Annotated in this window: 20 protein-coding genes; 4 read left to right on the forward strand and 16 right to left on the reverse strand. The window is 36.6% G+C overall.

What is annotated here, in order from left to right; translation table 11 throughout:
• Window positions 1–8: 8 nt before the first annotated feature.
• The 10 genes from BN2144_RS18395 to BN2144_RS18430 form a co-directional block, all read right to left on the reverse strand.
• On the reverse strand, window positions 9–584 hold the full coding sequence (locus BN2144_RS18395; protein WP_033829668.1) for a TetR/AcrR family transcriptional regulator: 576 nt from the start codon (window positions 582–584) through the stop codon (window positions 9–11).
• Window positions 585–1,036: 452 nt separating this feature from the next.
• Entirely contained in the window at window positions 1,037–1,960 is a 924-nt protein-coding gene (locus tag BN2144_RS18400) for a DMT family transporter (protein WP_033829669.1), read from the reverse strand.
• A 302-nt stretch (window positions 1,961–2,262) separates the two neighbouring features.
• Window positions 2,263–3,402, reverse strand: a complete 1,140-nt coding sequence (locus tag BN2144_RS18405; RefSeq protein WP_033829670.1) for a CaiB/BaiF CoA transferase family protein — start codon at window positions 3,400–3,402, stop codon at window positions 2,263–2,265.
• Between the two features lie 38 nt (window positions 3,403–3,440).
• Window positions 3,441–4,592: a thiolase family protein gene (locus tag BN2144_RS18410; RefSeq protein WP_033829671.1), complete on the reverse strand. Its 1,152-nt coding sequence runs from the start codon at window positions 4,590–4,592 to the stop codon at window positions 3,441–3,443.
• Between the two features lie 292 nt (window positions 4,593–4,884).
• Complete coding sequence (locus tag BN2144_RS18415) at window positions 4,885–5,655, reverse strand: 3-hydroxyacyl-CoA dehydrogenase (RefSeq protein ID WP_033829672.1); 771 nt, start codon at window positions 5,653–5,655, stop codon at window positions 4,885–4,887.
• Window positions 5,656–5,712: 57 nt separating this feature from the next.
• Window positions 5,713–5,847: a TetR family transcriptional regulator gene (locus BN2144_RS20510; RefSeq protein WP_230199771.1), complete on the reverse strand. Its 135-nt coding sequence runs from the start codon at window positions 5,845–5,847 to the stop codon at window positions 5,713–5,715.
• Between the two features lie 445 nt (window positions 5,848–6,292).
• Window positions 6,293–7,027: a glucose 1-dehydrogenase gene (locus BN2144_RS18420; protein ID WP_033829673.1), complete on the reverse strand. Its 735-nt coding sequence runs from the start codon at window positions 7,025–7,027 to the stop codon at window positions 6,293–6,295.
• Between the two features lie 256 nt (window positions 7,028–7,283).
• Complete coding sequence (locus tag BN2144_RS18425; RefSeq protein ID WP_042338205.1) at window positions 7,284–7,679, reverse strand: SLAP domain-containing protein; 396 nt, start codon at window positions 7,677–7,679, stop codon at window positions 7,284–7,286.
• A gap of 1 nt (window position 7,680) precedes the next feature.
• Window positions 7,681–8,010, reverse strand: a complete 330-nt coding sequence (locus tag BN2144_RS21050) for a GNAT family N-acetyltransferase (protein WP_082195284.1) — start codon at window positions 8,008–8,010, stop codon at window positions 7,681–7,683.
• Complete coding sequence (locus BN2144_RS18430) at window positions 7,976–8,419, reverse strand: hypothetical protein (protein ID WP_033829674.1); 444 nt, start codon at window positions 8,417–8,419, stop codon at window positions 7,976–7,978. The genes BN2144_RS21050 and BN2144_RS18430 overlap by 35 nt, the downstream gene beginning before the upstream one ends.
• Before the next feature lie 153 nt (window positions 8,420–8,572).
• On the opposite strand from BN2144_RS18430, the gene BN2144_RS18435 reads away from it, so the two are divergent.
• The 3 genes from BN2144_RS18435 to BN2144_RS18445 all read left to right on the forward strand — a co-directional run bounded on the left by BN2144_RS18435 (window position 8,573) and on the right by BN2144_RS18445 (window position 10,080).
• On the forward strand, window positions 8,573–9,214 hold the full coding sequence (locus BN2144_RS18435; RefSeq protein ID WP_033829675.1) for a DUF3885 domain-containing protein: 642 nt from the start codon (window positions 8,573–8,575) through the stop codon (window positions 9,212–9,214).
• 13 nt (window positions 9,215–9,227) lie between these two features.
• Entirely contained in the window at window positions 9,228–9,794 is a 567-nt protein-coding gene (locus tag BN2144_RS18440) for a hypothetical protein (RefSeq protein ID WP_033829676.1), read from the forward strand.
• Between the two features lie 94 nt (window positions 9,795–9,888).
• Window positions 9,889–10,080, forward strand: a complete 192-nt coding sequence (locus BN2144_RS18445) for a YbxH family protein (protein WP_033829677.1) — start codon at window positions 9,889–9,891, stop codon at window positions 10,078–10,080.
• Window positions 10,081–10,269: 189 nt separating this feature from the next.
• On the opposite strand, the gene BN2144_RS18450 is transcribed toward BN2144_RS18445, so the two are convergent.
• Both BN2144_RS18450 and BN2144_RS18455 read right to left on the reverse strand, forming a co-directional pair.
• Entirely contained in the window at window positions 10,270–10,902 is a 633-nt protein-coding gene (locus tag BN2144_RS18450) for a class D sortase (protein ID WP_033829678.1), read from the reverse strand.
• 1 nt (window position 10,903) lies between these two features.
• Entirely contained in the window at window positions 10,904–12,277 is a 1,374-nt protein-coding gene (locus BN2144_RS18455; RefSeq protein ID WP_033829679.1) for a processed acidic surface protein, read from the reverse strand.
• Between the two features lie 628 nt (window positions 12,278–12,905).
• Between BN2144_RS18455 and BN2144_RS18460 the strand changes: the two genes are divergently transcribed.
• Window positions 12,906–13,160 carry a sigma-G-dependent sporulation-specific acid-soluble spore protein CsgA gene (locus BN2144_RS18460; RefSeq protein ID WP_033829680.1) on the forward strand — a complete coding sequence of 85 codons (255 nt, stop codon included), beginning with the start codon at window positions 12,906–12,908 and terminating at the stop codon, window positions 13,158–13,160.
• 185 nt (window positions 13,161–13,345) lie between these two features.
• Here BN2144_RS18460 and BN2144_RS18465 read toward each other — a convergent pair whose 3' ends face one another.
• The 4 genes from BN2144_RS18465 to BN2144_RS18480 all read right to left on the reverse strand — a co-directional run bounded on the left by BN2144_RS18465 (window position 13,346) and on the right by BN2144_RS18480 (window position 20,065).
• Window positions 13,346–14,311 (reverse strand): alpha/beta hydrolase, encoded by a 966-nt coding sequence (locus BN2144_RS18465; protein WP_033829681.1) that lies wholly within the window; start codon window positions 14,309–14,311, stop codon window positions 13,346–13,348.
• A gap of 460 nt (window positions 14,312–14,771) precedes the next feature.
• Window positions 14,772–16,712: an NAD(P)/FAD-dependent oxidoreductase gene (locus BN2144_RS18470; RefSeq protein WP_033829682.1), complete on the reverse strand. Its 1,941-nt coding sequence runs from the start codon at window positions 16,710–16,712 to the stop codon at window positions 14,772–14,774.
• Window positions 16,713–16,986: 274 nt separating this feature from the next.
• A complete protein-coding gene (locus tag BN2144_RS18475; RefSeq protein WP_139017912.1) occupies window positions 16,987–18,327 on the reverse strand; it encodes a PucR family transcriptional regulator in 1,341 nt (446 codons plus the stop codon).
• Window positions 18,328–18,667: 340 nt separating this feature from the next.
• A complete protein-coding gene (locus BN2144_RS18480) occupies window positions 18,668–20,065 on the reverse strand; it encodes an AAA family ATPase (protein WP_033829684.1) in 1,398 nt (465 codons plus the stop codon).
• Window positions 20,066–20,348: the final 283 nt, after the last annotated feature.

A 20,348-nucleotide genomic window follows, 5' to 3' on the forward strand; every position in this document is an offset into this window, starting at 1 on the left:
AAGGAACGCTATTGGCAAGCACCTAAAGCGTTAATGACAAATTTATATAGTTCTTTTTTATACCCAGCGATAGATTCCTCATCGAGCTGATCGTAAAGATAAACTTGCTCTGCTACTGATTCGATTGATCCGATAATTATTTTCGCAGTATACGTAACGTTCACGTCGGAGTAGATGGCATGCGCTTCCTTTCCTCGTTGTAACAAATCCTCCATCCAATTATATAAGGGTGAATATATATTTTCCCAATTACCGACATACTGTGTTTGTGTTAGACCTGTGTAAAGTAACTTTGTAAGCTCTTTATACTCATTAGTTATATTAAATATGACCTGAATAATATCTTCTATTTGCTGGGAAAATGAACCTTCCTTCACTCCACTTGTTAGACCATCTAAAATTTTGTGAACCATCACTTCTGCAATGGCAGGCATAACCGCTAATTTAGAAGGAAAATACAAATAAAAAGTCCCCTGGGCAATGCCTGCTTTCTTTACGATTTCAGAAATTGTCGTTTTTTCAATCCCTTTATCAGAAAATACATCAATGGCTGCCTGAATAATTCTTTCTCTTTTATCCACAATTCTCGCGTCCTCCGTTCAATATGACTGATTGTCATTCATAACATATTGTAACTTACCTTTTCATTATTATCAAACTTTCTATGAACACACCTCGTCATTTATCACATCCACGATCATTGAATACTTACACACTTACCAAGCTTATCAAACACGATTCTTGTTTCTCTATAACCGCACTTCGGACAGGTTGGTGAATATTTCGTGATCGAACATGAGAATCACTTCTTTCTACCTTCTTGCTTTCTGATCTATCAATTTTCTATTTGATTATTTAAATGAATGTAAAGAATAAGCGCCCTCCTCTTAAGAAAGGCACCTTCCCTAGTATATCCGCTTTTGTCTATTCTTTCTCCACATGTAGTTTTTGAAAATAACGGAACCGTTCATTTGCCATTTAGTATCGTTCATAGGCATTATTAAAATTCTCTTTTCCCCTTCATTTTGTTAACTGTTTATTGAACATCCGTCAAACTTTCTATATTCCCCTTTATTTTCGTCTGCCGTTCTGCGACAAGTATAGCTGAATACAAAACTAAAACAATCCCTAACACTTGCCAACCTTGCAATTTTTCTCCTAAGAAAACGACACTACCCACTACTGCAACGATTGGTTCGATTGTTGCTAGAATGGAAGCTTTACTCGCTTCTAAATGTTTTAACCCAGAAGTATATAAAATATATGCGGCAACTGTTGCTACAAATGCTAACAACCCCGATGCAACCCAGACATCCGTATACTGAAATCGATCTAGCTTTTTCCCAATATCACTTGTAAATAACATGAAAATACTCGTATAAAAAAATGTGTATGTTGTAATTGTCAATGGAGAATATCGCTTTGTTACAGGTTTACTAAAAATACTGTATAACGCATAACAAAATCCAGATAAGATTCCCATAAACAATGTTTTCATATGTATACTTACCTGACCCAAAGGCATGAGACCAACAACAAAAGCACAACCTGTAATAGCAAGAACAAGTGCCACACCTTTCCGAACGGTCAATGGTTCCTTAAAAAAGAGTCGTGATAAAAGCGTTACAAATAGGGGGCCAGTGTATAACAGAGTCACGGCAAGTGATAAGCTCGATTGCGAAAAAACTTCAAAATAAAAGTAATTAAATAATGCAATACTAAAAATTCCCCCACCAGCAAAGAAAATATGATCTTTTAACTGTGTACGTAACTGATCACGAAAAAATGCCGCCATGATGAGAAACAAGATGACAAAGGAGAAAATCCCACGAATGGCCACCACGTCCCAAGCTGTAAAACCGCGAGTATATAATGGTGCAACAAATAAGCCAATGAGGCCCCAACATGCCGCACCCGCAATCGTCATCAAATAAACTCGTAAACTCAACCGTTTCCCCATTCTGTACACCCCATCATCTGTTCTACCATACAATTTCTACATTTCTTGTAAAACTCCTTTTAAAAAAGATTATTCACCCCAATCATTTTTAAGTTATCCATTCAAAAACATAGGATTCTTAAACTAAGCTCCCATCCCTTTAAGGTTCGTTCACCTTTTTCGACAAAATGAACGTTTATTGAAAGCCGAGTACGTCTTTCAGTAATCAATTTTTACATCTACTATTTCGCGTCTTTGACATACTCCCACGCCTAAAGGGCCACCGCCCATGGTGGATTTTCTCGTTCGGAAATACAAGAAACTCATTTTCTTCTTGTTTTTTTTATTCCCATTTCCATTAAAATTTCATCTGTATGCTCCCCTAATTTCGGTGCTTGTTTTCTAATTTCACCGGGAGTTTCTGATAGTTTAATTGGGATTCCTACATGTTTCGTCGTTCCTAACTCACCGCTTTTAATCATGTCTCTTGCTTTCACTTGCGGGTCATTTACCATCTCTTCAAACGAATAAACAGGGGCTACACAGGAGTCCATCGTTTGGAAAATAGTCATCCATTCATCTTGTGTTTTTTGGGCGATAATCTTTTGAATTTCAATTTTCATCTTATCTTGAATCATTGTAGGTGCATTCAGATGTACAATAAAATCTTCCCTTCCTATCGTCTTACAAAAAGTCTCCCAAAATTTCATCTCAAGCGCACCAACCGACAGCCACTTTTTATCCTTTGTCTGATACACCTCATAACACGCAAGTTTCCCACTTAAAACTATATTTCCTCTTTCAGGTTCGTTATTTGTTGCAAGATAATCAGGCAATAATGTCGGCATCCAAGAAATGACATTATCTAACATCGAAATATCAACCATCTGTCCTTTACCAGTTTTTTCCCTAGCCATTAATGCAAGTAGGATGCCAATTGTGGCAGGCATCGCACCTCCGCCAATATCAGCTATTTGTACGGCTGGGATCACGGGTTTCCCATTTCGCTCTCCCATCATATTTAATACTCCTGCATAACTAATATAGTTCACATCATGACCTGGCTTCTCAACATATGGGCCTGTTTGACCATATCCGGTAATCGCACAATAAATCAGTTGCGGATTGATTTCTTTTAGTGTTTCATAGTCTATTCCTAACCTTCTCATTACACCCGGGCGAAAAGATTCAACGACGACATCGGATTGTTTAACAAGTTGAAGAAAGTAATCCCTTCCCTCCACTGATTTCAAATCAAGGCAAACACTTTTTTTATTACGATTCAATGTGTGGAAGAAAGCACTGTCTTCATCAATCTTCGGTAAATAAGCTCTTGCATAATCTCCAATATAGGGTTCTTCAATTTTAATCACCTCAGCCCCAAAGTCTGCTAAAATCATCGTACAATAAGGGCCAGGTAATAAACGGGATAAATCCAGGACCCGGACTGAAGAAAGTGGCATTCCATCCGCCTCCTTTCGATAACATTGACAACTTTCGATTAATCTAATCGCTCAACAATCGTTGCGTTCGCCATTCCGTGTCCTTCACACATGGTTTGTAGTCCGTAACGTCCGCCTGTTCTCTCTAACTCATGCATCATCGTAATCATTAAACGTCCACCACTCGCACCTAATGGATGGCCTAATGCAATTGCCCCCCCATTCGGGTTTAACTTCTTCGGATCTGCTCCTGTTTCTTTTAACCAAGCTAAAGGTACGGGCGCAAATGCTTCGTTTACTTCAAAAATATCAATATCATCAATTGTTAGACCTGCTTTTTCTAATGCTTTTCTTGTTGCTGGAATCGGACCGGTAAGCATGAGGGTCGGATCAGAACCAACGACTATCCGAGTATGAATACGAAATCTTGGTTTCAGTCCTAATTCTTCCGCTTTTTCCCTAGACATTAGAAGAATCGCATTTGCCCCATCACTGATTTGACTAGAATTCCCTGCTGTAATACTTCCATTCTCTTTAAAAGAAGGTTTTAAACCTCCTAGTTTTTCAAAATTTGTATCTTCCCTCGGACCTTCATCATCTTTAATTACAGTTGTCGACCCATCAGGCAAAGTCACTTCAATGGGCATCATTTCTCTTTCAAAACGGCCTTCTTTTTTAGCCTGGATTGCTTTCTTGTGACTTTCTAATGAAAATTCATCCAATTCTTCACGCGTAAATCCCCACTTCTCTACAATACGTTCAGCAGACAATCCTTGATGAATCATTTCATATTTTGAAGTAATCTCATCACTAAATTGGACTTTTCCTCGATTCGAACCCATTGGTACGCGAGACATACTTTCAATACCACCAGCAACAACAATATCCATGTCACCACTAATAATTGCCTGTGCTGCAAAATGGACTGCTTGTTGACTTGATCCACATTGCCTGTCAATGGTTGTTCCAGGGACTTCAACTGGATAGCCCGCTTGTAATGCAGCTACACGCGCAATATCGAATGATTGCTCTCCGAATTGAGTCACACAGCCAAAAATGACATCTTCTATTAACCTTGCTGAAATACCAGCTCTTTTCACAACTTCTCTTAATGGTTTTGCCGCTAAATCTTCCGCACGTATTCCGCTTAATCCCCCATTTCTTTTCCCTACAGGAGTTCGAACCATTTCAACTACGACAGCTTCACGCATACATATTCCCTCACTTTCCCTTGTTGAAATCCCTTACATTTCTGTTAAAATACAATTTAATTTAACATTAAATATTTTGGTATCCCATACAAATCTTTTGATATAATATTCTATTTACCATAAAGTATTTTGCAACCCCATACAAATCTTTTAATATAATATTCTATTTACCATTAAGTATTTTGCAATCCCTTACAAATCTTTAATAAACAATTCTATCTAACATTAGGTTTTTTTGAATCCCTTACATATTTTCTAATAACCTTTACTGCTCGCCTACATAATTCCTCCCTTATTTCGGCTGCATCCGAATCGCACCATCAAGTCGTATTGTTTCCCCGTTCAACATTGGATTTTCAATAACACTTTGCACTAAGTGAGCATACTCTTTCGGATCGCCTAATCGAGATGGGAAAGGAACCATTGCCCCTAGTGCTTTTCGTACTTTTTCCGGAGTACTTGCGAATAATGGTGTTGCAAAAAGTCCTGGAGCGATCGTTAACACTCTAATTCCAAATGAAGCTAGATCCCTTGCAATTGGCAATGTCATACCGACGATTCCGCCTTTTGATGCACTATAAGCCACTTGCCCCATTTGCCCTTCAAAAGCTGAAACAGATGCCGTATTAATGATAACACCTCTTTCGCCAATTTCATTTGGTTCATTCTCGCTCATTTTTTCCGCTGCAAGGCGAATGGTATTAAACGTTCCTACAAGGTTCACTTGAATAACTTTATTAAATGATGCTAAATCATGAACCCCACTTTTTTTACTATATGTTTTCTCAGCAATACCAATACCTGCACAATTTACGAGGACATTTATTTTTCCAAAGGTACGGACGGCATGTTCTAATGCAGATTGAACACGTTCTTCATCTGTCACATCCGTTTTTACAAATGTTACATTTTCTCCCAATTCTTCAACCAAGTGATTTCCTTTATCTTCTTGCAAATCTAAAATCGTAACCCTTCCACCTTTCGATACTATATTTCTCGTTGTTGCTTCTCCTAAACCCGATGCTCCCCCTGTAATGACCGCTAATACTTGATTGGATTTCATCATTTGTCCCCCTTAAATGTTTATCTTTAAAATCATCATAAACGGAGCCTTTTGTCATTAATAACTTAGCTCAATATCCTCCATTGTTGTTGCATGATAACCTTTTTCCGAAATCATATTTAGTGCTGATCGAATCATTTCTTCCTTTTTCTTTTCTGTTTTTTCGTTGACGTAATGACAATTTCTATGCACATCCCTTAATTTCAATCCCTACACACAGGTAAGATTATTCTAATTTTTCAATTTTTAGATGTCAAGTTAAAAATTGAATTTTTTAAAAACTTTTATCAGAAATCTTTGGAGATTTATGATGATCTATACCATTTCAAAAAATAATTTCCTTACTTCTTCATAATAGTAGAGGAACTTCTTCTCAAAAAAAAGAAAACTTTACCTAAGGATTAGTTTTCTAAACAAGTTGCATCATTTTTTAAGAAAAATATTATACTTGGAATCTAATAAATATCGTACTTTTTATATGATTGTTCGTTTTTTTCAATCTACTATTTGTAAATAAAAACCTCAAGTCAAGAATCGATAGGTGAAAAGAGAGCCATAGTGCACAGAAAAAGCCGAAAATAAGCAAGAATGGAATCTCACGTATTTTCGGCTTGATATTTAAGCGTCATGATGAAAATTACATTGCTGTGATCCCGCCATCAACGACAAATTCTGCACCTGTTGAATAACTTGATTCATCAGAAGCTAAGAAAAGAACGAGATTTGTTACTTCTTCAGGTTGTGCCACTCGTTTTAATGGAATATGTTTAGAGAATTCTTCCACGGCTGCTTTTGTATCTTCTTGAACAACCATAGGAGTTGCAATTACGCCTGGATGCACAGAGTTTACACGAATACCATAATGTGTACATTCCATAGCCGCTGCTTTTGTCATCCCACGAACAGCAAATTTTGTATCTGTATAGCCAATTGCTCCACCAACAAGACCATTGATAGAAGAAACATTCACAATGGAACCGCCACCAGCTTTTTGCATCGATGGAATCACGTTCTTCATACCAAGAAATACAGAAACTTGGTTAATGTCTACAATCCGACGATAATCTTCTTCCGTCGTTTCTAAAATTAATTTTGCCATCGTAATTCCAGCATTATTGACTAGTATATTTACAGGTCCGAATGCTTCTTCTGCTTTTCGGACAACTGTTGCCCAATCTTCTGCACGAGCAACATCTTGTTTAACAAATACGGCATTTTCTCCTAGTTCATTGGCTAATGCTATACCCTTATCTTCATTCAAATCTGTCATCACAACTTTTGCACCTTCTGCAACAAAACGACGAGCATGTGCTTCCCCCATACCTTGAGCAGCACCTGTAATAATTGCAACTTTACCTTCTAATCGAGCCATCATTAATTCCTCCTTATATGAAGTGCGATTTTTTAACCCTGTTGTTTTGATCGTCATTCGGTATCGGGTTACTACAATTAAACAATAGATTAAGATACACTCTATTACTTTCATTAAAAAAATTATAAAGTAAATCGTTTACATATAACGATTATAATTTAGTTCTATATATATGTAAATAGTAATTTGTGAATCTTTTAACTTTTGTTCTACTCAATTATTTCGTTAATGATGAAAATGTACTTCTTCTACTCTCTCAAGAAAATTTAAGCTCCCCAGCTTTTACTTCTTCTCGACCTTGAATGACCAATTGTTTTTCTAGAAAAGTACCACGTGGAAATATAAATGTCCATGGCATACTACAATGCGCTCCAATCACTAACCGTTTTATGGTGAAAATACAACTTGCCATCTCATTTCCTTCCTCTATATAGGCTACTTGTTGATTCATAAACGTTATTTTTTCACTTGTTCGGTTATGGATAAGTGCAGTAATGAGAAGTTCACCTTTATGATTAACGGCTCTCCAAATCGGTACAGCCACCAAACGCTCGACCTCGTTAACTGTACGATTAAATTTTTCCTGAATCATTTCACAATCAGCTGGAGAAAGTGTCGACTCCCAGGTGGGATCAAGTATCAATTTTTGCATATCAATCATCCTTCCTACATTGGTTCGATGCGCAATCAATTCGATAAATCCCCTTTACATTTCGAAGTGTGCATCCGTTTTTCTCGAAAATTTTTATCATATATTGATTATTGACATCCGTGCTACCGACATACGTTTGAGCGTTCAATCCCTTCATCAACTTCAAAGCATGGTTATGAATGCTCGCACCAATCCCTTTCCCTCGCCACTCCGGAACTAAACCGAAATAAAATAGTCGCCCTTCTCCACTCGTGCCTTTCTCCAGATGTGGAATCGCAATCCCAACAATTTCTCCTTCATAGGCAAAATAAAAAACAGTGATTACGCCAATTCACACCTAGTTCTCTTTTTAATGAATCCATCACCGTTTCAATTGATTGCGGGATATTTTGATTAAAAGACCCAGACCGACATTGCTCATAAAGACGTGCAAACGCATCATCACTTAGTAGCTGTTCTGAAAGCGCGTGTGGGCGGAATCTAGAATCTGTATCGGCTATCCCATTCAGTGTCCGGAAATATTCAACAATACTGGAGATTTTTCGAAGTCCATTGTTCAATAGAACGTCTTCATACTTTTCCTCCATTAATATCGATAAATAGCCGCTACCTTCCGTTTTCCATTCATTGAAAAGCCGTTTAAACCCATTGATGTAATCATCATCGGAAACGTGTGCATAGATGATTTGATCGACAAGCCAAAACTCTTTTTTATTTTTTATCATATTGTATAATTCCACTATTTTCCTCTCCTTGAATTTCCTTACTACTTTCATTATAACGTAATAATGTCGAAACATTTTTCATAAAGAAAAAATCAAAATTCCCCCCCATTATTATGTCACATCCGATATAGTAAAAGTAGAAAATGAAACGAAGGACGGTGTATTAAAATGAATGTCAATGATTACCTTTTGGAAAAATTCCCATCCTTACAATTGGTTTCTAGTATTTATCATCAGTGGGAGATCGGAATCCATTTTACTCTTGGTGAAAATATTTATCAGTTCAAGGAAAATGGAGAGTTGAATCTTGACCGCTTTCAACTTATCTATGAGCAAACTTCCACCATTTTTCATGAGCTTTTCGACGACAAAGACGAATTATTTCTTGTTGCGAATATTTATAAGGTTACAACTCAAGAAAAACTGGCGAAAAGGCTGAAAATCTACCATCCATTCCTTAAAAATAAAAAAGATGTATATCGAATACGTGTAAAGACATTTCCTTATCCGTTCGAGCATGACGAAGATGAAAAATACGGGATGCAACAATTTTCCCTGCAATGCAAGTGTGGAGATCTAAAGGTACAGAAGTTACTTAAAGCCACTTGCCACGAAGATTTCCCATTGAAGCCAAAGTTTGGAAAGTACATCAATGATTATCCCGATGTCTTCTTCGTCAATAGGACAAAAGATCTTGTATTTTTTATTTATGATGACCGCGGGTGTGAAGTCGTTGCTCTTGATGGAAAACAATTACTTCCGCTAGTTGAAAAATTTGGTGCTTGGGTAGAAGGAAAAAAAGGGATTTAGGAGGTTTGTCCGCATGGGTAAAAAGATGATTATTGCTGCAATTTGTTTCGTTGTGTTGGTAATCATCTGTATCTGGGTTTTGCGACCAACGAGTCCTGTGAATTTTACAGTACCTCAGCCATCTTTAGAAAAAACAGTCTGTGATAAAGTTTCCGCGGAAATTGGCGATTGCAAAAGAATTCTCCTTTTTGACCGTGACTCAAATTTAGTTTTTGTAGAAGCGAGTGAGGGAATCGTCCCTGTACGGACGAACGAATCATTTACAAAGGTTCAGAACATCATCTTTCCAATCATGGATTTTGCTGAATTCAAAGAGGAGCATTCGGATAGAGGACCCATTGATTGGCGTGTTGCAACAGATATTGATGGAAAGTCCTCATTCATTTACGGATTTGCTGAAGACGAAGCAAAAACAATTGTCATCAATAGGGAAGGAAAGATTCAACCAAACAAGTTTTACATCCGTGATCACTTATCGGTTTGGTATGTACTAATCGATAAACCTGAAATCACATTGCCACTTGATGTCTCGGTTTATGATAATAATGGACAAAAAATCGATGCCGGATTTGAGGAATAAATAGGCGTTCGTGTATAAATTCGCTGTCCCATCAAACACTATTCAAAGGGAATGACAGAGAATTGTACAACTACTTTTTTGGAGCTGATTTAATATGGGTGCAATTGAAAGAAATGGCTATCGTTTTGAGCCGGAATATAGTGTGATTGAACAGAATGGTGCTATCCACGTTTATCATAAAGGAGCGTTTATCGAGGAATTAACATTCAACTTTACAGGTGACTCCCCAAACCTTGGTAAAATTGAGGAATTAGTTGAAGATTACTGCGAAAAAAAAGGAATATAAAGAAAACTCAGGACGTTCAATCCTCCAGGCGAAACGAGAGGAAAGAAAGTTTCGCTTTGATGCAGTGCCGCTAGTCCTTGTGTGCTAATGCGAATAGGAAAAAATTTATTCTTTCCTATTCGCTAAAATAACTAGCAACCAAAAGGGCAGCCCCCAATCAAAGGAGAATGCCCTTCTCAATTCATCAATCTATGCTTTAGTTGACAAAGTTTTCGAATCTAAATAAGCAACAAGTACGTATCGTTCCGGTGCACTGCCAATAAAATTAAATGGATAACAAGTTGTCACAGTCAATGTTGCTTTCGGTTTCGGAACAATTACCGTCCGATCATCTTCATCAACAATACGTACTTTCGAAACTTTATATTTAAATTCACCGGCTGATGTGCGAACAATTAACCAATCGCCAACGCCCACTTCACCTAGTTTTCGAAAAACGGTATCCCGGTGTCCGGAAAGAACAGAATTATCCTTTTCTCCAGGTAAAACACTATCCGCGAAATGCCCGACTCCTTTTTCTAGTTCATTTTCATCGGTTCCGTGAAAAATTGGCAGTGTTGCATCCAGTTTAGGAATATACAACTCCCCTATCTCTTCACCTATTTTAGGACGAACGGGATACAGCTCTTTTTCGGTCGGTTTCTCTTTTTCACTAGCTTCTACCTTATTTACTGGTTCTTCTGGGTGGGGCATATGTTTTACAGCAAAATACCCTTTGGCAAATTGATAAACATTGCTTGTAACAAACCATGCACCAAAACCAATTAAAAAGACAGATATAAATAAAATAACTTGTTTTTTCTTATTTCTAGAGGATCGCACGTTAGATGCTCCTTACCTTACGAAACATAAGAATTCCAGCCATTAAAACAAATACACCCATTAAAGCATTTGGAATAGAAGCTGTTGCTGTCTTTGGCAGTTTTGCACCTTTCACCGTTTTCTGTTCAGCTTTCTTTTTCGTAGCTACAACCTTTACTTTATTTGCTTCATTTTTTGCCATTTCTACCGTAGCGATTAAATTGTTACCTAACTCATTCACTGTATCTGAATCAACCATTTCACCAGTAATAATCAAATCTGCTAAAAATTCCCCTTGTAAATTGTAAAGAGCGATTTTTAAATTCGTATTTTTCAACTCATCCAATTTTAATAGTTCAACGAATGAAATCGGCGTTTCTGTTCCACCTTTAACGAGACTGTACTCTGCTTTTAATTGGAAAATGGAAAGTAATTCATCCCAGATTGCCGCTAATTCTCCTAATTGTTGTGGTGATAATTCTGTAGCCACTTCGAAATCAGTGAAATTTTCCATTCGTTTTGCTAATTGTTCAAGTCGTTGTATTGTTTCCGGTTTTGCCAAATCATTTTCTATTGACATGAAATGGTTTTTTAACCGTTCCACTTCAGCATCTGTTAAATCAAATTCCCCTTGAAAGCTTTTCACAAGCTCCATGACAAACTCTTCGTCCATTAACAAAAGTTCAAACGCATAAGTCGATTCAAGATCATCAATAAAAATATAATTATTGATATCGTCTCCGCTTAATTTAAGTAACTGTAATAAATCATCCTGACTAATGCCATATTCATCAGTAAAATAATCTAAATTACTTAGGTCTGCTTTAATAACAGGGCCAAAAAACTCTTTCAATTCTTCAATTGTAGCGAACTCTTCCAATGTCATTTCATAGTCTACCAGTAATTTTTCTATTTCTTTTTGCGAAACATCCATCCCTCTTGTTTCACTAATTTCTTTTAAGTAGATTGCTAAATTTTTGTCAAAATCCGGGTCACGTTCAAATGTATAAACAGATAATGCTTGAAAAAGTGTATCGACAAAAATATAATCGTTTATCTCCTCACCATGCTCAGCCAAAATAGCTTTTAAACTTTTTTGGTTAAGATTGTACACTTCATAAATTTCATTCAAATTACTAAGATTTGATTTAATAACTTCCCCTAAATAGTCTTTCAATTCTGGTACAGAGGTAAAATCTTTCAAACTCATTTCATCATAAGCTAATGCTTCTTCAACATGACTTTTCGTAACCGTAAAGCCTCTTACTTTACTAATTTCTATTAAATACTTATTCAAATCCGTATCAAACTTACTCGCCTTTGCTGCCAGCGATAATTGTGGAAAAAGACCGATTAATAAAATAACCGATAGAAAAATGGCTCCCAATTTTTTCATGTAGTTTTCTCCCTTTTCAATATATTTTTCATATTCTTTAAGATTATAATTTATCTTCCACTATAAAACAATAGGGAAATATTGCTTTATTTGCCGAAATGTAAGCACTTTATAGATTATGGGAGTAAGACGTTTTTACTAGTGTTAACGGGATGAACATGCGAGAAAATCGTTTTCGTTTAAGTAGATTTCATCGGTAATAACATGTTAAATCTTTCTATAACTCATCTGCGTAACCATTCCAGCCGTTTCTACTATTCAACGGAACCCTTCTAGATGACCTTTTCTTCCTTTTTCTCCACGATTTGGGCGTCTACAACCCTTCTAGATGACCGTTTCCCTCTTTTTCATCTCAAGTTGGGCGTCTAGAACTGATCGACTTGACTATTCCACCCTTTTCTACTGTTCAAAGGTCATTTTAACCATCTGGACAATCGTTCACGCCCGCTTCACCCTTACAACGGACATCGCTATTTTTTCACATGCGAGTACACTTATATTACCCCACCCAAAATAGGGTGTAAAAAAATTCTAGAAGATTTTTTTACCTATTCCGTAACTTTCCTACATAATTTCCATATTTCTGACGATACTATAGAGAACTTATCTAAACGAAGGAGTGTTATAAATGGAACAGTCGCTTCTCTATGTTCGAGAAATTATTTCTGCCCACACAGAAAGTAGTCCTTTGGGAAAAAGTTTATATGAAAAGCTTGCAAATAAAAGCTATCATACCGAGGAAGCTTTTATTCGAGATTTATCAGAGGATGAAAGTGAATATCTAAATCAAGTATTAAAAGAAGCTATTGATTATTCTAAACAATCACAAGACGATGAACGGGCAAATCAGCTAAATGATGTGTATGAAATGTTATTTGTTTAGCTGAAATCCCCAGAACCTCTCCACTATTCATAGTCGAGGATAAATACAAAAGACGTATAGATCATCAATAGAACTTTCCCTATATATGGAAAACCACGCTATAAATAAACACCCCCTGGTTCAATCATCCAGGGGGAATGTCATTTACTTAAACCACAAGATTTTGTGTTACTTAAAACAATCTATCATTCGATATACTTCCCAACAAAATTCCAAACAGTGTGCCAATATTTTTCTGGGTCTACTTTTACAGCATCACCGTGACCTGCTCCTGGGATGACAAGTTTTTCTTTCTCTACATTTGCCGCCTCATATACTTCATCTAACATTTCATACGGGACAAATGTATCCTCCTCACCATGAATAAATAACATCGGCACTTTACTTTTCGCTACTTGTTTGACACTAGAAGCTTCGTATAAATCGTAGCCAGCACGTATTTTTGTTACCGTATTTGCCGCATGCATGACTGGAAACTCTGGTAACCCAAATAAATCATCCAGTTGATATACAAAAACATCACTCACCGAACTATACCCACAATCTTCAACAATGGCTTTCACGTTCGTTGGTAGTTCTTCACCAGATGCCATCATTACGGTTGCCCCACCCATTGATACACCGAACAACACAATTTCAGCATTCGAATCCATTTTTACCACCTTAGCAATCCAATCGAGAAGATCAAGTCGGTCATGCCATCCCATACCAATATAGTCGCCTCCACTTTTCCCATGACCACGTAGATCTGGTGCAAGTACGTTGTATCCTTGTTCATAAAAATTTCGAACCCACCGCGTCATGCTAGAAGCACTGCTCGTGTACCCATGTACAACAATCGCCCACTTATGACCTGCATGCACATTTTCAAAAATATCTCCATGTAATTGGTATTTTTTCTTATCACTAGAAACCATTGAAAGAGACGTAGGTGGATGCTTCTTATTAAATTCATTGTCGGCCACTTTCGCTGTATCTTCTACATCCGCCATAACCGCTACACTTTCCTCCAAATGAGGATTTCCTTTTAAAAATTCTTTCTCATTCTTTGCATTAAGTGCATAGTTGTAAAAATAATTCCCTACCGCCCCATAACTAATGATGAATAGTGCAATAACAATTGAAGGAATAATGACTATTTTCCTCTTCATTGATTTTCCCCTTCCCTCTACCCACACAAATAAAGCATTCGCATTTAAAGGCCTTAGTTATCATTACGCATAGTTGTTGCTAGCAAGAACCGGACGTCCATAACGAATTACGTTCTTCTTCTTTTAGAATAACTGTATTTTTTTCATCATACCTTATTTCTAACGAAGCCTATTAGGAAAAAACAGAGGGGGGCATCTAGAAATCAATCATGCGACATTCAAGACAGCCTCCTTGCTTTGCGCTAAAGAAAACTCAGGCTCCGAGCCTTCAGGCAACCATGCACCTGTACTTAAGCGCCCAAGGAAAGTAGAAATTGGAAGATATATTTTCCTATTTGCTAAAAAAACTCGCCAACACCCAGCGAGTTTTTTTATATAATCATGATGTCAGTTCAAATATTCCAACGTCTTACTACAAATATACACATCAACAATCAATAGGCTCTTTTCAACCCTCTGCCTAGAAAATATACGCTTTATCGTTTGCTTCCCGTAGTGCATCAGATATTTGACCAGGCTTATGCGCATCACCGACAACCATCACTTGATCAAAATTCTTTTGGAATTGCTCAACGAAATCATCATTTGTGCGAACACCAAGAGCGAGAATGATGTCATCACATATGATTTCACTTTCACTATTTGATTTCATATCTCGAACAATAACCCGGTCTTCAGCAATGGAAGAAAGCAGTTTATTCGTTTGAATTTCAATGTTATCTGCCGCAAGATTCCGAAGTAGCATCATTCGCACACTTGGATATAGAGCAGTTCCTACACTTCCTTGCATTTCAATAACAGACACTTCATTTTCTTTACCGAGTACTTCAGCAGTTTCTAACCCTGTAACACCGCCACCAATGACGACGATCCTTTTATTTTTCAAATTAACGGAGCCATCTAAAATACTTTCCGCCGTATGAACATGGCTCGAGTGAATACCATCAATGTTCGGAATAATTGGGTATCCGCCTGATGCAAGAACCACTTTATTGTAACCTACGCCTTTTAATAACGCGACAGTCGCTTCTGTATTTAATTTTACATGAACACCGACTGATTCAATTTCTGCCACTTGTGTATCAATAAACTCACCAATTAATTCTTTTGCTGTAGGCTTTTCAGCTAATCTCATCGTCCCACCAAGTGCATCGGATTTTTCATAGATGGTAACGTCATAGCCTCGTTTTGCTAGAATGTACGCTGCTTGCATACCACCCGGGCCTGCTCCAATTACAGCCACTTTTTCACCATTTCCTGTCTTTTTCAACGTATCATCAGAGTACATCCATTCCCGTCCGACAATTGGGTTCACTGTACATTCAACTGGTTTTCCTTCATTAATGGTTTTAAAGCAATATAAGCAACCGATACATTTCCGAATCATATTTTCATGTTGTTTAAACGCTTTATTTCCCCATTCTGGATCAGCCAATTGCCCTCTCGCAACCCCAACAAAATCACTTACACCCTCTTCAAGTAATTTTTCTGCTGTTTGTGGGTGTTTAATATTGTTCGTAGCGATAACAGGAATATTCACTTCTTTCTTAATCGCTGTTGCAAGATGTCGTTTCCATCCTTCTGGTAAAAAGTGTGGTTCAATGACAGCATACCCTGATTCATATGTTCCTGCACTTACATCAAGTGCTACAATGCCTAAACTTTCTAACCTTTTCGCAATTTGAATTGTATCTTCTATCTTTAATCCACCTTCAACAAACTCATCTGCGCTAATCCGAACAGAAATCGGAAATTGCGGTCCACATGTTGCTTGAATGCCTTTAATAATTTCTGTAATAAATGTCAATCTTCGTTCAAAATCCCCACCGTACTTGTCATTACGATGATTTGTATATGGACTTAAAAATTGATTAATTAAATAGCCATGTGCACCATGTAGTTCAACACCATCAAAGCCGGCAATTTTCGCAACATTAGCCCCTATAATAAATTTTTTCACTAAGTCTTCACATTCGGCAGTCGTTAATTCACGAGGAACCTCTCCAATGACTCCACAAGCGATTGGACTTGGTGCAACTGGTTGGACCCCATCTAACAACCGACTCGATACTTCCCGACCTGGATGATGTAATTGCATAAAAATCTTCGTATCATATTTATGAACAGCATCAACTAATTGAACTAATTTCCGTGTATATTTTGTCGAAGTTGCACTTAATTGTCCCGGTGCACCGACCCCTGTTACATCATCGATTCTCGTAATCTCAGTAATGATTAACCCGCAACCACCTTTTGCCCGAGCTTCATAATACTTAATACTTTCTTCTGTAGCCTCACCCGTAAAACTTGAATAATCTGTTCCCATTGGTGGCATAACAATTCGATTTTTCAACGTTACATTTCCAATTTTCCCTTTTTTAAACATTAACGGATACACCATTTGATTCATCCTCCTATTTACTACTTAGTGAATCTTCATTGTTACGTTGTCTCCCTCACTCCTATTCAAAGTTAAGGGACATATTTTTCACTAATCATTAAGAAAATAAATGAATTACGTTTGCAAATTCATCTTCATGCCCAAATTTGTGAAATAGTGAGCATGTTATGTTCCTAGTATATATGACGTTCCATTTAATTGATATAGTTTCTATTTACAAAAATAGCCCCTACAATTGTGCGTGATGCACAGGGCTATTCTATAACCTTATTACCTAATTACTTAATTCAATTAAAGAGCGCTTCCGATAATAATGTAAAATACGATACGATAAAAAGAGATTCGCCATAAAGAGGGAATCCTCACTTTGGATTTTTCCTATCTCATATGCTTTATTTAATTGATACCGTAAAGTGTTTCGGTGAACAAACAAATGATTTGCCGTTTCATTTATTTTTTCCTTATGCAGTAAATATTGATAAAGAACGTCATTCAATTGCGTTCCATTCTCATCATCATATGTTTTCAATAATTTAATCGAAGCATGGGCAAATTCACTTATAGCTTCATCAATTGGTAGTTTGGGAAGGAATACAAATGGAAACACATCATCATATACAAATACATGCTTCCCTTTTGTAAGAATTGGTCCAATTTCAATAGCCTTTTTTGCCTGTTCATAATATTTATATGTTTCTAGAATCGAATGATAGTTTCTACTCATTCCCGCGATAATTTGATGAAATGTAACAAATTCCTCTATTTCTGCAATACGGTTTTTAAGTAAAGCCGTTTCAAATAACATAATAATTGTATCCTCATGAACGATGGACAGAACTGCTTTCCACTTCGAATGAATCAACTCTTTTAAATCACGACTTCGCTTCGTCACATTCACTTTATAGTTTGCCATGTTAAAAATAACCAGCGTCAATTCTTTTGGGAGTTTGTAATCGACTAATTGTTCAATTCTATCTAATTCTTTTGTCGTTACCGTATTTTGAACGAGCTTTAGTAAAAAGTTCTCACTTAAAACAGCATATTCTACCGTTTCTTTCTGATACTCCATCATTAATTTGCCAACAAGTATACTCATAATTTCCATAAGCATCCCCGTCTCTTCAGTAAATGTAGACTGTTCTTCAAGCAAAATTACATTCCCTAGCTCTTTATCTTTTAACTTAACACGGCAAACAAATTTTTCATCTTCGCTTTCTGGACAAAATACACGATATGCTTCATTTTTCTGTTTTCCAGCCTTGATTGCTTCTAATTGATTAACACGAGAGACAAATTCGTATGAACAAGCCCCCTCTATTAAATGTTTTCTCCAATACTTATCCTTTACTGGGAATATGTTCGAGGCAGAAATAATTCGAAAAGCCTCATCGCACATAATAATCGGGTTGTGAAAAATAGTCGAGGCATGGTTTAAAAAAGATTGCAGACTATCACTATTCAAATACAAGTCGAACAATTTCACTTTACTTTCTGTAAATATACTTTCGCACAAATCTGTCACCCCACGAACGACATTCATAAGAAGCTCACTTTTTAAAAAGTGTAACACGAATTCATGCGATGACAATAGTAAAATTCGAACAATATCGGACAATGATCCTAGAAAAATAAATTCTACCGCATCTAATCTACTTGAAAATATAGAATTAGCGCTCCTGATATAGATGGCTTTCGTGTCATCATCTTTTTACCAAGTTCTCCTGAAAATAAAGAAAACTCTGGGACACTCGAACCTTTAGTGATCAAAAGAGACTAAAGTTCGCCGAAAGTTTTTCAGTTTTGATGTCATGCGGCAAGATCCTTCCTTGAACACTTTATTAATCCTTTCCTATTAGCTAAAAAATGACCTACTCCTCATATTAGGGGCAAAGTGATAACGTCGTTCGTTCCTCCCACACCCTTCATCCACTCATTTTATTCAACCACTTTTAATGTTAACGGCATTCCTTTACGGACAGAGGCTGTAATAATTTGCGTTTTCGGTGGATGTAACTGTGTATACTTTCCAAGTTGTCTAAAAAAACCGGATACTGCCTTTCGCTATTTTGATGAAAGACCGTAATAATTTCAACCATACAACGAATTTTTTCACTATTTGATAACACTCGGTATGGTCGCTCCTTATATAATATTTGAAATTGAGGTCTAAATTCGCCATTCTTCAACTGTTTAAACAAATCTATTCTTACATCAGTTAAGCTAGAGTTAATCATCTTTTGATACGTATTTGCTAGCATTCCTAGTTCATTTTTTATTGTACGGATCTCTTGTGCCAACTTTATTTTCTTATCTTCTATCATTGCTAACTGCTTGTCTACATATTTCAACTCTTTCTGTAATGACTCATATCGATTTCCATCAAAATGATGTTGTCGTTTTTCATGTACAATCACTAGCTTACTTTCTAAGTCTTTTTTCATTTCATTATAATGACCAAGTTGTTCACTTACATTTTTCAATCCTATTTCTAGAGGTTCGATTTCCTTCTGTAATATGAATTTTCTTTCCTCCCTCTCCTTTGCGACTTTTTCACTTTGTTCTTGTGGAATGGATTGCTGACAAGTCGGACATACATCTGGTAATAAATCCGGAGATGAAGTGAGTTCTTTAAGAGCTTGTTGATAAGATTTTAATTTAGCTTTCGTTTCGTAGAGGACACGGTAGGCTTCTTGTATTTTTCCATTGATTGTTTCAATTTCTGTTTGTAAATGACTATTGTCCGTTACAACAAGTTCTTGATCACTCGTATCTAACTCACGATTCCGTTCCGCTTCTGTTAATTGTTTTTGCAACAATAATTTTTGACCTGCATAAAACGCCTTATTTTTCTCCAATTCCCTTTGCTGTTTTAACAATTTCCTTTTTTCATCTTCAAGTTTGCTATAGTTACCTTGATCAAAACAGATTTGCTCGATTAAAAAAGACCGAGCAACTTTTGCATCTTCTTCAGGAAAAATATCAGGAAAAAAACTATAAATAAAAGCTCGTACGTGACCAACTAGTTTTGAAAGTGTCTCATCATCCGTTAATTCATCATTAATAAAAACTTGGTGAGCGCCTCGACGGTTCATCGTCCGCATTATTTTATACGTATGTTTATCAATCGTTATGTGAGTCGCAACACTCATCTCGCTTTTTCCTTCTTGTAAATAATCTTTTATATACGTTTTATACCCATGTTTTGTCACCGCAAATAAACAAAAGACAATCGCATCACCTATAGACGATTTTCCTGTATAATTGTCGCCAAAAAAATGATTGATCTTACCAAATTGAAATTCCGCATAAGTATGTGATTTAAAATTTTTTACGATTAATTTATTTATAACCATAAGAGCACCGTCCAATATATCCATATGTAACACTAGTTTACAAAACTAGACGACTTCTTTCCACTAAGTAAAATTTTAATCGAATGGCTTTCTTAAAAAAATGATTAGCCATTTTCCATCGATTGCTTCTCTTTTTTAACATTTGTTGTTGTCTAGGACGCGTGAACCTTATAAAAAGGACTGTTCTCATCACTACCTTCGTAATAAGAACAGTCCTCTAAGGAAATAAACTTAGCCCGATTTAACGAAATTACTTCTGTATCTATATACACACGAATCAAAT

Origin of the sequence: Bacillus andreraoultii (assembly GCF_001244735.1) — a bacterium.
GTDB lineage: Bacteria > Bacillota > Bacilli > Bacillales > Caldibacillaceae > Caldifermentibacillus > Caldifermentibacillus andreraoultii.

Coding starts and splice junctions, on each gene's coding strand:
- BN2144_RS18400 (WP_033829669.1), bottom strand. CDS start 1,960: ATGGGGAAACGGTTGAGTTTACGAGTTTATTTGATGACGATTGCGGGT.
- BN2144_RS18405 (WP_033829670.1), bottom strand. CDS start 3,402: ATGCCACTTTCTTCAGTCCGGGTCCTGGATTTATCCCGTTTATTACCT.
- BN2144_RS18410 (WP_033829671.1), bottom strand. CDS start 4,592: ATGCGTGAAGCTGTCGTAGTTGAAATGGTTCGAACTCCTGTAGGGAAA.
- BN2144_RS18415 (WP_033829672.1), bottom strand. CDS start 5,655: ATGAAATCCAATCAAGTATTAGCGGTCATTACAGGGGGAGCATCGGGT.
- BN2144_RS18420 (WP_033829673.1), bottom strand. CDS start 7,027: ATGGCTCGATTAGAAGGTAAAGTTGCAATTATTACAGGTGCTGCTCAA.
- BN2144_RS18425 (WP_042338205.1), bottom strand. CDS start 7,679: ATGCAAAAATTGATACTTGATCCCACCTGGGAGTCGACACTTTCTCCA.
- BN2144_RS18435 (WP_033829675.1), top strand. CDS start 8,573: ATGAATGTCAATGATTACCTTTTGGAAAAATTCCCATCCTTACAATTG.
- BN2144_RS18440 (WP_033829676.1), top strand. CDS start 9,228: ATGGGTAAAAAGATGATTATTGCTGCAATTTGTTTCGTTGTGTTGGTA.
- BN2144_RS18445 (WP_033829677.1), top strand. CDS start 9,889: ATGGGTGCAATTGAAAGAAATGGCTATCGTTTTGAGCCGGAATATAGT.
- BN2144_RS18455 (WP_033829679.1), bottom strand. CDS start 12,277: ATGAAAAAATTGGGAGCCATTTTTCTATCGGTTATTTTATTAATCGGT.
- BN2144_RS18460 (WP_033829680.1), top strand. CDS start 12,906: ATGGAACAGTCGCTTCTCTATGTTCGAGAAATTATTTCTGCCCACACA.
- BN2144_RS18465 (WP_033829681.1), bottom strand. CDS start 14,311: ATGAAGAGGAAAATAGTCATTATTCCTTCAATTGTTATTGCACTATTC.
- BN2144_RS18470 (WP_033829682.1), bottom strand. CDS start 16,712: ATGGTGTATCCGTTAATGTTTAAAAAAGGGAAAATTGGAAATGTAACG.
- BN2144_RS18480 (WP_033829684.1), bottom strand. CDS start 20,065: ATGGTTATAAATAAATTAATCGTAAAAAATTTTAAATCACATACTTAT.